General features: G+C 68.4%; 14 protein-coding genes. 11 read left to right on the top strand and 3 right to left on the bottom strand.

Annotation, left to right across the window (positions count from 1 at the left end; genetic code table 11):
* Nucleotides 1-218 precede the first annotated feature (218 nt).
* Both DAT37_RS29325 and DAT37_RS29320 read left to right on the top strand, forming a co-directional pair.
* Entirely contained in the window at nt 219-920 is a 702-nt protein-coding gene (locus DAT37_RS29325; protein WP_109528120.1) for an SDR family NAD(P)-dependent oxidoreductase, read from the top strand.
* Nucleotides 917-1,957 (top strand): S-adenosylmethionine:tRNA ribosyltransferase-isomerase, encoded by a 1,041-nt coding sequence (locus tag DAT37_RS29320; RefSeq protein WP_109528119.1) that lies wholly within the window; start codon nt 917-919, stop codon nt 1,955-1,957. Before DAT37_RS29325 ends, DAT37_RS29320 begins: the two co-directional genes overlap by 4 nt.
* Before the next feature lie 142 nt (nt 1,958-2,099).
* On the opposite strand, the gene DAT37_RS29315 is transcribed toward DAT37_RS29320, so the two are convergent.
* On the bottom strand, nt 2,100-2,453 hold the full coding sequence (locus tag DAT37_RS29315; RefSeq protein WP_109528118.1) for a hypothetical protein: 354 nt from the start codon (nt 2,451-2,453) through the stop codon (nt 2,100-2,102).
* 260 nt (nt 2,454-2,713) lie between these two features.
* On the opposite strand from DAT37_RS29315, the gene DAT37_RS29310 reads away from it, so the two are divergent.
* The 3 genes from DAT37_RS29310 (at nt 2,714) to DAT37_RS29300 (ending at nt 4,895) form a co-directional block, all read left to right on the top strand.
* On the top strand, nt 2,714-3,940 hold the full coding sequence (locus DAT37_RS29310) for an AAA family ATPase (protein WP_232840069.1): 1,227 nt from the start codon (nt 2,714-2,716) through the stop codon (nt 3,938-3,940).
* 32 nt (nt 3,941-3,972) lie between these two features.
* Nucleotides 3,973-4,293 (top strand): hypothetical protein, encoded by a 321-nt coding sequence (locus DAT37_RS29305; protein ID WP_109528548.1) that lies wholly within the window; start codon nt 3,973-3,975, stop codon nt 4,291-4,293.
* Nucleotides 4,294-4,382: 89 nt separating this feature from the next.
* Nucleotides 4,383-4,895, top strand: a complete 513-nt coding sequence (locus tag DAT37_RS29300) for a GNAT family N-acetyltransferase (protein WP_109528116.1) — start codon at nt 4,383-4,385, stop codon at nt 4,893-4,895.
* A 15-nt stretch (nt 4,896-4,910) separates the two neighbouring features.
* Here DAT37_RS29300 and DAT37_RS29295 read toward each other — a convergent pair whose 3' ends face one another.
* Nucleotides 4,911-5,561, bottom strand: coding sequence for an ACT domain-containing protein (locus tag DAT37_RS29295; protein WP_109528115.1), 651 nt, complete (start codon nt 5,559-5,561; stop codon nt 4,911-4,913).
* A gap of 277 nt (nt 5,562-5,838) precedes the next feature.
* Between DAT37_RS29295 and gatC the strand changes: the two genes are divergently transcribed.
* Both gatC and gatA read left to right on the top strand, forming a co-directional pair.
* On the top strand, nt 5,839-6,138 hold the full coding sequence (gene gatC / locus DAT37_RS29290) for an Asp-tRNA(Asn)/Glu-tRNA(Gln) amidotransferase subunit GatC (protein ID WP_109528547.1): 300 nt from the start codon (nt 5,839-5,841) through the stop codon (nt 6,136-6,138).
* Nucleotides 6,139-6,149: 11 nt separating this feature from the next.
* Nucleotides 6,150-7,640, top strand: a complete 1,491-nt coding sequence (gatA, locus tag DAT37_RS29285) for an Asp-tRNA(Asn)/Glu-tRNA(Gln) amidotransferase subunit GatA (RefSeq protein ID WP_109528114.1) — start codon at nt 6,150-6,152, stop codon at nt 7,638-7,640.
* Between the two features lie 50 nt (nt 7,641-7,690).
* On the opposite strand, the gene DAT37_RS29280 is transcribed toward gatA, so the two are convergent.
* On the bottom strand, nt 7,691-8,368 hold the full coding sequence (locus tag DAT37_RS29280) for an ANTAR domain-containing protein (protein WP_109528546.1): 678 nt from the start codon (nt 8,366-8,368) through the stop codon (nt 7,691-7,693).
* 204 nt (nt 8,369-8,572) lie between these two features.
* Here DAT37_RS29280 and DAT37_RS29275 point away from each other — a divergent pair, with 204 nt between their 5' ends.
* From DAT37_RS29275 to DAT37_RS29260, 4 genes are all read left to right on the top strand, one after another.
* Nucleotides 8,573-9,469, top strand: coding sequence for an STAS domain-containing protein (locus tag DAT37_RS29275; RefSeq protein WP_109528113.1), 897 nt, complete (start codon nt 8,573-8,575; stop codon nt 9,467-9,469).
* 140 nt (nt 9,470-9,609) lie between these two features.
* Nucleotides 9,610-10,890, top strand: a complete 1,281-nt coding sequence (locus tag DAT37_RS29270) for a PP2C family protein-serine/threonine phosphatase (RefSeq protein ID WP_232840068.1) — start codon at nt 9,610-9,612, stop codon at nt 10,888-10,890.
* A complete protein-coding gene (locus DAT37_RS29265; RefSeq protein WP_109528111.1) occupies nt 10,887-12,485 on the top strand; it encodes a sensor histidine kinase in 1,599 nt (532 codons plus the stop codon). The genes DAT37_RS29270 and DAT37_RS29265 overlap by 4 nt, the downstream gene beginning before the upstream one ends.
* A complete protein-coding gene (locus tag DAT37_RS29260) occupies nt 12,482-12,925 on the top strand; it encodes a response regulator (RefSeq protein ID WP_109528110.1) in 444 nt (147 codons plus the stop codon). Before DAT37_RS29265 ends, DAT37_RS29260 begins: the two co-directional genes overlap by 4 nt.
* Nucleotides 12,926-12,931 lie beyond the last annotated feature (6 nt).

Raw genomic sequence — 12,931 nt, 5'->3', positions numbered from 1 at the left:
TGCCCGACGATCCGGAAGCCCGGCGACACCGTGAATCCCGCTGGGAACGGCGAGGTCGCGCCGTGAATTCACGGTCGCGAATATCGCCGGTGGCGAACGTCGCTTGACCTGAACCTCACTTCAGGTAACACGATCGGAGTGGTAGGTGGTCGCACCCGCCGCTCGGTCCGATCGACGAGGGTGTCGGCCGCACCTCTGGCGACCCTCAGGAGATCGCAATGACGTACGAACACACCGCGTTGATCACCGGTGCTTCCGCCGGATTCGGTCTCGCCCTGGCTCGCGCGCTGGTCGCGCGCGGCGGACGGGTGATCGGCACCGCGCGCCACGCCGACCGGCTGGAATCGGCGCGCAGGGAACTGGGCCCGGCGTTCCTGGCCGTACCCGGCGACATCACCGATCCGCGGCACCGCGCCGACCTCGCCGCGACGGTACGCGCGGCCGGGCCGCTGGATCTGCTCGTCAACAACGCGAGCAGTCTCGGCCCCAGCCCGCTGCCCCCGCTGTTGGACTTTCCGCTCGACGAGCTGGAACGGCTCTACCGCACCAATATCGTTGCCCCGCTGGCGGTTCTGCAATTCGCTCTGCCGTTGTTGGGCGATGCCGGGGTGGTGGTGAACATCAGCTCGGACGCGGGACGCGAACCGTATCCGACGTGGGGCGGATACGGGTCGTCGAAGGCCGCGCTCGATCAACTCACCGCCGTGCTCGGCGCCGAACATCCGGAGATCGCGGTCTACGCCTTCGATCCCGGCGATATGCGCACCGCCATGCACCAGGCCGCGTTCCCCGGCGAGGACATCTCCGATCGCCCCGAACCCGAGACGGTCGTCCCCGCACTGCTGCGCCTCATCGCGCGGCGTCCACCGAACGCTCGCTACGCCGCGGGCGATTTCGCCGACCTGGACGCGGTGCGATGAGCACCGGGATTTCGGTCCTCGACCGGTCCTTCCCGCTGCCGCCGCAACGTCACGCGACCGCGCCGCCCGAAGCGCGCGGTCTGGCGCGCGACGAGGTGCGCCTGCTGGTGGCACAGGACGACATCGTGCACGCCCGGTTCCGGGAATTGCCCGGGCACCTGCGCGCGGGTGATCTCTTGGTGGTCAACAACTCCGCCGTCATGACGGCGGCGGTCGACGCCAGGCTCGGTGAGCAGCCGGTGACGGTGCATTTCTCGACCTGGCTCGACGACGGCGGGTGGGTCGTCGAAATCCGTTCCGCCGAACGCACCCCCTTTCCCGACGACGGTCTCGACGCCGGGACCGAACTACTGCTGGCCGACGGATCACCTGTCGTCCTGGTGCGGCCGTGGCTGCCGCCCGCGCGCAGGCTGTGGGTGGCACGCACCGCCGACGACCCGCGGGTCTCGATGGCGTCGCACGGCCGCCCGATCACCTACGCGTATGTGCCGCAACGCTGGTCGGCCGACTATTACACGACGGTTTTCGGACGCCTGCCCGGCAGTGCGGAAATGCCGAGTGCCGCAAGGCCGTTCACCGACCGATTGGTGCTCGATCTGCTCACCTCGGGAATCGCGGTCGCGCCGGTGACGCTGCACACGGGTGTCTCCTCCCCGGAGACCGGCGAGCCGCCGAGCCCGGAACGATTCGTCGTCCCGGCCGCCACCGCACGCCAGGTCGACGCGACGAAGGCGGCGGGTGGTCGCGTGATCGCGGTCGGCACCACCGTCACCCGGGCTCTCGAATCGGCGACCGACCGGCAGGGATCCACGCACGCCCGGTCCGGCTGGACCGATCTGGTGCTCGGCGCCGACCGCCCGGCCCGCGTGGTCGACGGCCTCATCACCGGCTGGCACGCCCCCGGCGCGTCGCACCTGGATCTCCTGGTCGCTGTCGCCGGTCCGGAGATCGTCGGTGAGTCCTACGCGGCCGCCCTGGAAAATGGCTACCTGTGGCACGAGTTCGGCGACAGCGCACTGCTGATGCGCCCGGTCTGATCGGGCGCGGCCATGTCGTCGCACACGGTTCAGCGGCACCCTGCGGGCACTGAGTACTCGCCCGCCCGCGGCAACTTCCCGGGCCGCGTCCATCGACCGGGTCGAGATCGACCCGGACTTCGGTCGCCGAGCGCGGTCCGAATCAGGCCGGGCCGACGACGACCGTCGCGCTCTGCTGACCGTCGAGTTCGAGGCGGGCGCAGTGGCCGCCCGGATCCAGTTCGATGTGCTGGCGGTTGACGCGGCGCTTACCCGTCGTGTCGATGACCGCGACGGTGCCGCTGGTCGTGCAGATCTTGGTGGCCCACGGCGCGGAGTAGGTCGCGGCGCCCGCGCCCTGGCAGGTGTTGGTGGAGTTGCTGAGGAAGACGCGCACGGTGCCGTCGGGGCACGGGGCGTCGGCGACGGCGTTCGGGCCGAGTACGACCATCGACCCGATACCCAGCGCGGTCGCGATGGAGCCTCGGACCACCAGACGACGAACCGAAATTTCCATCGCTAACCCTCATCCGCTCGAACCGTCAGATCACGCGGCGCATACGCCGCGTCCTGCATGCTAGCGCTCCCACCGGCACTTGTCCGTGCGTGTGCGCGCCGCGCCCGCGGACCGGACGCCGTGCTCGGAGAGTCGCGCCGAGCGGCGCGATCGAGGTCCGACGTCGGAGTCACGAGACGACGACGCTCCCGGGTGACCGGGGTGATGTCGGAACCGGATCACCCGACCGGAAGTATGGCGTCATGCTGCGGAGTTTTCAGGTGACCAACCACCGATCGCTGGCGCAACGGCAGGAACTGCGGTTGTACCGGGGGAGCGGACCCGTCGCGGTGCCGGTGACCGCGATCCACGGCGGGGCCGCCGCGGGGAAGACGAGTGTGATCGACGCGCTCGCCCAGATGCGTGACGCGGTACTGCATTCGGTGACCGGATGGGATCCCTACGCCGGACCGGTGCGCGCGCCGCACCTCGGATTCCCGGACCGGCCGACGGAATTCGTCGCCGGATTCGTGGCCGAGGGCGTGCCGTACACCTACGGCTTCCAGTTGGACAACGCCGGGGTGATCGCGGAATGGCTGCACACCCAACCGCGTTCGCGTAAACGGATCGTGTTCGAGCGCGCGGGTGAGCAGATCAAGATCGGGCCCATGTTCGAGGCCGCGCGCTACGGTATCGCCGCGCTGGTCCCGCTGGTGCGCCCGAACGCGCTGCTGCTGAGTCTGGCCGGGCAGATGTACGCCGAGGCGCTGGTACCCGCCTACCGGTGGTTCGCCGCGGTGCTCCAGGTCGAGCACGGCGCGCGCGATACCGCCGAGGTGGCCCATCGGCTCGGCTCACACCTGTCGCGCGCACCGGAGAACGCCGCACGGCTGTTGCCGCTGCTGCACGCCGCCGGACTCGGTATCAGCGACGTGCTGATCGCCGACAACGACCCGCTCTACGCCGATTACCTGCGCGAATTGGACGGCGATATCGCGGAGACCGCCAAACAGGTCGAACTGTGCGCGAGCTCGCCCGGTCACGCCGACGCGCTGTTGCAGACCAACGGTGTCACGGCGGTCATGCTCCAACGCGAACTCGGCAATCTGCGTGCCGCCCGCGAGGCCCTCTACGCGCGCATGGTGGCGCGGCGAGGTGTCGGCCTGCACCTGGTGCACGCGGGCGTCGACGCGCCTTTCGAGATCACCGACGAATCCGCCGCCACCGTCTCGCTGCTGCGGCTGCTGCCGCCGATGTTGGACGCGCTCGACGAAGGTCTCGTCCTCGCCGTGGACGATATCGGCGCGCGCCTGCCCGCCGAGCAGACCGACCGCCTGATCCGGCTGTTCCAGAGTCCGGAAACCAATTCCTCCGGCGCCCAATTGATTTTCACCACCGACGATCGCGCGCTGATCGATCGCGGTAACGGTCGATCGCAGCGCACCCGCAGCGCTGTCTGGCAGGTGCGGCGCACCGAGCGGGGCGTCAGCGAACTCGTCGCGCGGTAGCGGGGGCGCGCCCGCCCCATAGAGTGGTCGGCATGGTGGAGATCGCGATGTTGGTGATCATGGCCACGCTGCTGGTGGCGATCATCGTGCTGTATCGGCGCGGCAGGGGTGAGCCGAAGTACCCGGCGACGCCGGAGCGTGGGTCGCTGCACGTCACCGGGGTGAGTCCGCGCCCGGACGCCGAGGGCGAGCAGTTCGTGACGATCACCGGCAATCTCGCCGGTCCGTCGGTGCCGGACCGGGTCGTCTACGGGCGGTTCGTCTGGGACGTGAACAGCTGGCCCCATATCGGCGAGGAGATTCCGGTGGTCTACCCGGCGGGCAAGCCGGACCGCTGGCAGATCGCGCGGTAGGGCGCGCCACCCCGGCTGTCCTCGCGGGTCCGGGATCCGCGCGGGATGCGGGTAGGGCTCGGTTCGGCGCGTGGTGGCAGGATGCGGATATGGGTGAGAACGACGCCGACGTCGCTGTCCGGACGGCGAGCGTCGCCGAATACGACGCGGTCGGAGAGCTGACGGTCGAGGTCTACGTGGGCGAGGGTTATGTCCGCGCGGACACCCCGTACGCGGCGCAACTGGCCGATGCCCGCCATCGGGGCGCGGCGGCGCAGATCCTCGTCGCGGTGCACGCGGGGCGCATCGTCGGATCGCTGACGGTGGCTCGTCCCGGCACCGACTACGCGGAGATCGCGCGTGCGGGTGAACTCGAGTTCCGCATGCTCGCCGTCTCGAAGGCGGCGCGCGGGCTCGGGGCGGGAACCGCGTTGGTACGCACCGTGATCGAGACGGCGGCGGCCGAGGGCTTCCACGCGGTCGTCCTCACCACGATGCCCGCCATGGCCGAAGCCAGGCGCATCTACGACCGCTACGGTTTCGTCCCCGTTCCCGAGCGGGACTGGACGACCGACACCGGCGAGGACCTCACCGTGCTGCGGCTGGAACTACCTGCCGCGTAAGGGGGTTCGAGGCGCTCAGCCCAGTACCGTGGCCACTATTCCGGCGAGATAGCCGAGCCGCGCGACCTCCGAGGGTCGGAAATCCGGTCCGCCGGGCCTGCCGAGCATCAGCACCTTCCCGGTGTTGCCGAGCGGCGCCGCGGCGAGTTTGGTGTCCATATCGCGCCAGATCTGCGGAACCCATTCGGATTCGGGATCGAGCACCGTGGGCTTGTCCAGTGGCATCCACGGCGCCGAACCCGCCTGGGTCTCCGGCGCGCTCTGACTACCGACCACGCGGTACGCGCCCTGTGGGCCCATATCGATGATCGTGCTCCAGCCGACCCGGAGCACCCGGGGAACGCCGTCGACCAGTACCTGCATCCGATCGTCGCGGGCGCTGGCGACCTGGTCGATCAATTCGAGTTCACGATGGGTGTCGAGCACACCGGAATACGGGCGGATGGAATCCACGTGGACGTCGCCGATGGATTCGGCGGCGGTGATCAGGGTGTCCGGGAGGGCGTTGGGTGGCACCTCGACGACGAGATCGTCGACGGCGAAACCCGCACCGCGCTCGACGACGTCCAGCGAGAGGATATCCGCGCCGACGGAACCGAGTGCGAGTGCGAGTGCGCCGAGGCTTCCCGGGCGATCCGGAAGTTGCACGCGGAGCAGATATGACACGCGCGTTCCTTTCCTCTTGCCGGCCGAGCGTGGTCGCTGGATACCCGGTCTGGCAATCTTTACACCCCCGGGCTTCGGTTATCGACCCGAAGTACGGCCAGTGAGGTACGCCACGCAGAAAAATCGTGGGTCGTCGGCGTGTCACTCTAGTTGAAAGGGTGTGTCGCCGCACGGCAGGCGCGAACGCAGGGGGTCGCGCAGCGCCCGCTAGGCTGTTCGATGGCCGAATTCTCCAGGCCGATTCTCCATGCTCGACGATGCCGAAAGGGGTCCCGCGGTGCCCGCCATCTCCCGCGACGAGGTCGCACACCTCGCCCGGCTGTCCCGGCTCGCGCTGTCCGATACCGAACTGGATCAGTTCGCCGGTCAGCTGGATTCGATTCTGAGTCACGTGCGGACCATCTCCGAGGTCGCCGCCGCGGATGTCCCGCCCACTTCCTCGCCGAATCCGGCCACCAACATCACCCGCCGCGACGAGGTGGTTCCCTGCCTGACCCCGGAACAGGCGCTCTCGGGCGCTCCGGCGCAGGAGGAGCAGCGGTTCATGGTTCCGCAGATCTTGGGAGAGGGCGAATGAGCGGAGGGCGAATGAGCGCGGCACCGGGCGGCAGCGGCGTGATCACCTCGACGGCGGCCGAACTCGCCGCGCGGATCCACGCGCGCGAGATCACCTCGGTCGAGGTCACCCAGGCGTATCTGGACCGCATCGCCGAGGCCGACGGCGCCATCCACGCCTTCCTGCACGTCTCGGGCGAGCAGGCGCTCACCGCGGCGGCCGAAGTCGACGCCGCGCTGGCCGATGGCAAGGCCCCGGCCTCGCCGCTGGCCGGAGTTCCGTTGGCGCTCAAGGACGTTTTCACCACCACCGACGCGCCGACCACCTGCGCCTCCAAGATTCTGGAGGGCTGGGTCTCGCCCTACGACGCGACCCTGACCACCCGGCTGCGCGCCGCGGGCATCCCGATTCTCGGCAAGACCAATATGGACGAGTTCGCCATGGGCTCCTCCACCGAGAACTCGGCCTACGGCCCGACCAAGAATCCGTGGGACACCACGCGCATCCCCGGCGGTTCCGGCGGCGGTTCGGCGGCCGCCCTGGCGTCGAACCAGGCGCCGCTGGCCATCGGCACCGACACCGGCGGTTCCATCCGTCAACCCGCCGCGGTGACCGCGACGGTGGGCACCAAACCGACCTACGGCACGGTCTCGCGCTACGGCCTGGTGGCCTGCGCGTCCTCGCTGGACCAGGGCGGCCCCTGCGGACGCACCGTGCTCGACACCGCGCTGCTGCACGAGGTGATCGCGGGGTACGACCCGCGCGATTCCACCTCCCGCGATGTGCCGGTGCCGCCGGTGGTCGCCGCCGCGCGCGCGGGCGCGGCCGGTGACCTGCGCGGTGTGAAGGTCGGCGTCGTCAAGGAATTGCATTCCGACAGTTACCAATCGGGTGTGATCGGCTCCTTCGACGCGGCGGTCGCGGTGCTGAAGGAACTGGGCGCGGAGGTCATCGAGGTCTCCTGCCCGAATTTCGAATACGCCCTCTCGGCGTACTACCTGGTCATGCCGAGCGAGGTGTCGTCGAACCTGGCGCGTTTCGACGCCATGCGCTACGGCCTGCGCGTCGACGACGACGGCAAGCACAGCGCCGAACAGGTCATGGCGGCCACCCGCGCCGCCGGATTCGGCCCGGAAGTCAAGCGCCGCATCATGATCGGCACCTACGCGCTGTCGGCGGGCTACTACGACGAGTACTACGGCCAGGCGCTCAAGGTGCGCACGCTGATCACCCGCGATTTCGACAGGGCCTACGAACAGGTCGACGTGCTCGTCTCGCCGACGAGTCCGTTCACCCCGTGGAAACTGGGCGAGAAGGTCGACGATCCGCTGGCCATGTACCTCTCGGACCTGTGCACCCTGCCCACCAACCTGGCCGGTCATCCCGCCATGTCGGTGCCTTCGGGACTCAGTGCCGACGACGGCATGCCGGTGGGATTCCAGATCATGGCGCCCGCACTGGCCGACGATCGCCTCTACCGGGTCGGCGCCGCCTACGAAGCGGCGCGCGGACCCATCGTCTGACCGAGCGCGGTCCCCTTCGCTCCGGTCGCGGCGCGGAGGGGACCGAACTTCTATTCCCCTCTCGCGCCGATTCTTTCGTGCACCGTGAGCAGCACGTGATCGAATCGGGTCTGGACGTGCGCGGCCGGACCCGGCAACGTGTCCAGGTCGATCAGCAATTGGGAGGCCAGGTCGCGGAGTTTGGTGTTGGTCTCCTGGGAACGCCAGCGCAGAACGTCGAATGCCTGGTCGTCGGTGATCCGGTAGACGTAGCGCAGGATGCCTTTGGCCTGCTCGATGGCCGCGCGGGCTTCCGGCGGCCCGGCGTCCGGCTGCTCGACGGCCCGCCGCTGTTCCTCGTCGCGGGTGTCGGTGAGGTCGATGTAGTACCCGGCGGTCCCGACCACCGTGCCGTCCTCCACCAATTGATCGGCGAGCACGATCACCTCGTGCGCCGTGCCCGCGGTATCGACGATGCGATGGCGGCTACAGAACGCCTGCCCCTTCGCGACCGCGTCGGCGATCACCGCGGCCACCAGATCGCGGTCCTCGGGATGTTTGTGCGAGAGCAGCAGCTCGGTCGTCGGCAAGGCCTCGTCGAGGGCGTAGCCGTGCATGGCGGCCACTTCGTGGGACCAGTCCCACCGCTGGTCGGCGAAGCGGAATCCGAACCGGCCCGCGGTCAGCCGCAGGCCGCCCCCGAGCACGCGGTCGACGTCCTCGGTGATGCCTTCGGCGGATTCCGTCATATCGGTCACCAATCGAGTATGCCCCGAACGTGGAAATGGCTGCTCATCGGTCCGCGTACGAACGCGAGTTCGAAACACACGGGGTTCGTCGTGCACGCGCTCGTGGCGACGGCTACGCTACGTCAGCCCTTCATGGGAGCTGCGCTCCGAGGGGTATCGCTGATCCGGAAAGGCCGGGTAATCCAGGTGTTGGTAGGCGGAACCATGGAGACGGTTTCGGAGGTGGCCGGCGCGGGCTTGTTGTCCGAGCTGGTGGAACACCTGCGACAGAACCGTACGGTGTTGCGCGAGGAGTGGGCGCGTCGAATCACCGAGGCCGAATTGCTGACGGCCATGTCGCCGGAGGAGATGTTCTCCGAGGCCACCTCGGTCTACGACAACTACGTCGCGGTCCTGGAGACCGGCAGCGTGGAGGCCCTCCGTGACTACGCGCGCGACCTGTCCGAGCGCATCGTTCCGCGCGGCGTGGAGACCGACGAGGTCGTCGGCATCGTCCTGCTGCTCCGCGATGTGCTCGCCCGCTCGCTGTTCGAGAAGTACCAGTCCGATTTCGAACTGCTCAACAACGTGCTCGACGCCTACGAGCCCGCCGCCAACCGGATCGCCAACACCGTCGGCGTGAGTTTCGTCGAAGAACGCGAACGCATCATCCGCCAGCAGCAGGAAGCCATCCGGGAACTGTCCACCCCGGTGCTCCAGGTGCGCGAGCAGTTGCTGATCCTGCCGATCATCGGCGTGCTCGACGGCCAGCGCGCCCGCCAGTTGACCGAACAGCTGCTCGGCGCGATCCGCGCCAACCGCGCCAAGGTGGTGGTGATCGACATCACCGGCGTGCCGACGATCGATTCCACCGTCGCCAACCATCTCGTGCAGACGGTCGAGGCCTCCGGTCTGATGGGCGCGAGTGTGATCATCACGGGGCTGTCCTCGGAGATCGCGCTCACCCTGGTGACCATCGGGCTGGACCTATCGAAGATGAACGCGGTCGGTGACCTGCAGGGCGGAATCGAGGAGGCCGAACGCCACCTCGGCTACGAGGTCAGCAGGACCTCGGATCTGTTCCGCTCCCAGACCGCTACCGAGCCACGTCTGCGTGCGTGAACGAACACCTCCCGTCGGCCGTCGTCTAGGGTTGCCCTGGTGCCCGAGTCCGCCCGCTGACGGCGGCCATACGGCATCGCGAGCTCTGCCGCGTGCCACGACGGTGAGTATCCATCGCTGGACGAGAAGGAGATCGTGCGATGCTTTCCGGGCGTAAAGAGGGAATGGGCCGTGTCACGGTCGACCTCTCCGGATCGGAGACCACACTGGACCCCATCGGTGCCGGAGTGTGGCACAAGCCCGAGCCGCTGGTGCTCCTGGTCGAGGACGACGCCGCCGACGCGCTCCTGGTCGAGGAACTGATCGCCGACGGCGCTCCCGGGGTCCGGCTGGTGTGGGCGAATTCGATCGCCCAAGCCGGCGAACGGCTCGCCGAAGGCCTGCCCGACTGCGTCCTGCTCGATCTGAACCTGCCCGACGCCCACGGTCTCGACGCGCTCGCGAGCATCCACGACTACACCGACCAGGTTCCCGTGGTCGTGCTGACCGGTCTGGATCAGGAGCAGACCGGTCTGGCCGCCGTCGCCGCCGGTGCGCAGGACTATCTGGTCAAGGGCAGGGTCGAACCCGAATTGTTCGGACGCGCAATCCGTTACGCGATCCAGCGTAAGCAGACCGAACTCGCCGCCGCCGCACTGCGCCTGAGTCAGCTGCGGGCCGAGGAGAACGCGCGACTCGAGCGCGGGCTGCTCCCGAAACCGCTGTTACGCGGTGAGCGGGTGATCGACGTGGTGGCCCGCTACCGCCCGGGCCGGGTCAAGGCCCTGCTCGGCGGTGATTTCTACGACGTGGTCCAGCTCGCCGACGGCACCGTGCACGCGTTGATCGGCGATATCGCCGGGCACGGACCCGACGAGGCGGCGATCGGTGTCGCGCTCCGATTGGCATGGCGCACACTGGTTCTGAGCGGGATCACCGGTCCGAGGCAGCTGGGTCTGCTCGAAGAGGTGCTGCTCGCCGAACGCACCGGGCGGCGCACCTTCGCCACCGTGACGACACTCGTACTCGATCCGGGCGCGCGCACCGCGCGGGTGTTGCGCGCGGGCCATCACGGCATGTTCCTGTGCCGGGGCGCCGAGGTCGACATGATCGAGGTGCCGGGCGGGCCCGCACTCGGATTCCTTCCCGGACAGGCGAACTGGCCGGAACAGGAATTGCTGGTTCCGGTCGAGGCCGGGCTGATGCTGTTCACCGACGGTCTGTTCGAAGGGCATATCGGCCCCGGTTCCGCACGTCTCGGCGAGGAGGGACTGCTGAACCTGGCGCGCGGCCTGAGCGGCCCGGCGCCGGAGGATTTCGTCGACGCGCTGATCGAACAGGCCGAAGCGCTCGCCGCCGGACACGGTGGACTCGCCGACGACGTGGCCGTTCTGTACCTACGGTGGAGTGCCGAGCAGGGAACCGGGAGCGGCGGTCGATGATCGCGAGTTCGCCGAGACGCGGGCTCGCGGGCAGGCTGACGGTACAGACCTGGTTCCAGCTGGTTCTCGGACTGATGGCACTGCTGGTACTCGTGTCCACCGTCGCGGGCGCCGCGCTCATCGCGCAGACCAATCGGGTCGCCGACCGCCTGCTCGACTACGTCCAGCCCGCCGCGACCGAGGCCTACCGTCTCCAGACGGCCCTGGTCAACCAGGAAACCGGAATTCGCGGTTACGCCATCACCGCCGACCCCCAGTTCTTCACGCCGTATCTGGAAGGCCGAGCGCAGCAGGCGCGGTCGACGGCGCGTCTGCGCGAACTGCTGGCGGGCCGTCCCGCGCTGCTCGCCGATCTCGACGCGGTGGAAAGCGCCGCCGCACTGTGGCGCGACACCTATGCCGAACCGCTCGCCGCCGGTGTCACACCGTCCGGCTCGCGCCCGACGGTCCAGACGGCGGTCGTGGCGCGCGGTAAGACCTTGTTCGACGAACTACGGCTGCGGTTCACCGCGCAGAACGAGGGCCTGGCCGCCGTCGCGGACCGTGATCGCGACGAACTCCGGCACGCGCGCGCGGTCCGCGACGTCGTGCTCACCGGCATGATCGTGGCCTTCCTGCTGACCAGCGTCGTGCTGACCGTGCTGATCCGACGATTGGTGGCCCGGCCCCTCTCCGAACTGGAGAAGGCCTCGCTGCTTGTCGCCGGTGGTGATTTCGACCACCGCATCACCGCGCGCGGGCCGTCGGATCTCGCGACGGTCGCCGAGGCGGTCGAGAGTATGCGTCGTCGGATCGTCGCGGAACTGGCCTCGTCGCGGGTCCAAGAGGCGCAGTTGGAGCGGCAGGCGGCCGATCTGGACTCGCAGACGGTCGAACTGCGCCGGTCCAACGCCGAACTCGAACAGTTCGCGTACGTGGCCTCCCACGACCTCCAGGAGCCGCTGCGCAAGGTGGCCTCGTTCTGCCAGTTGCTGGAGAAACGCTACGGCGATCAACTCGACGACCGGGCCAGACAGTACATCGACTACGCGGTCGACGGCGCCAAACGGATGCAGGTGCTGATCAACGACCTGCTCACGTTCTCCCGCGTCGGCCGGATCAACGACCGCACCGAACCCGTCGCGCTCGACCACGCGCTCGGCAAGGCCGTCGACAATCTCGCCGCGGCGATCGAGGACACCGAGGCCACCATCGTCCGGCCCGAGACCCTGCCCGAGATCACCGGCGATCCGACGCTGCTGGTCATGCTCTGGCAGAACCTGGTCGGCAACGCGATCAAATTCCGCAGTCCCGACCGCGCGCCGGTCGTACGTATCGAGCACGAGACCGACCCCGACGGTGTGCGTCAGTTCACGGTGGCCGACAACGGGATAGGTATCTCACCGGAGTTCGCCGACAAGGTGTTCGTCATCTTTCAGCGCCTGCACAGTCGCGACGAATACAGTGGGACGGGAATCGGATTGGCACTGAGCAAGAAGATCGTCGAGTATCACGGCGGACGTATCAGGCTCGACACCGACTATTCCGGCGGCACCCGATTCGTTTTCACCCTCGCCGAGCCGACACCGTCACCCGAGAAGGAGTTCACTACGTGACCATCGAAGCCAGACCCATCGACATCCTGCTCGTCGAAGACGATCCGGGCGACGAATTGATGACGAGGGAGGCGTTCGAGGACAACCGGATCGGCAACACCCTGCATGTCGCGCACGACGGCGAGGAGGCGCTCGAATTCCTCTACCGCCAGGGCCCGCACGCGGAAGCGCCGCGTCCCGATCTGATCCTGCTCGATCTCAACCTGCCGAAATACGATGGCAGGCAGGTACTGGAGAAGGTCAAATCAGACCCGGATCTCGCGCATATCCCGGTCGTGGTGCTGACGACGTCCTCGGCCGAGGAGGACATCCTGCGCAGCTACAAACTGCACGCCAACGCCTACGTGACCAAACCGGTCGATCTGGATCAGTTCATCGCGGCCATCAAGCAGATCGATGACTTCTTCGTCCAAGTGGTCCGGCTGCCGCAGCGAAAGTGATCGGCG

It is taken from the genome of Nocardia aurea, from assembly GCF_003123685.1.
GTDB classification, from domain to species: domain Bacteria; phylum Actinomycetota; class Actinomycetes; order Mycobacteriales; family Mycobacteriaceae; genus Nocardia; species Nocardia aurea.
This window is presented reverse-complemented; position numbering and strand designations above follow the sequence as displayed.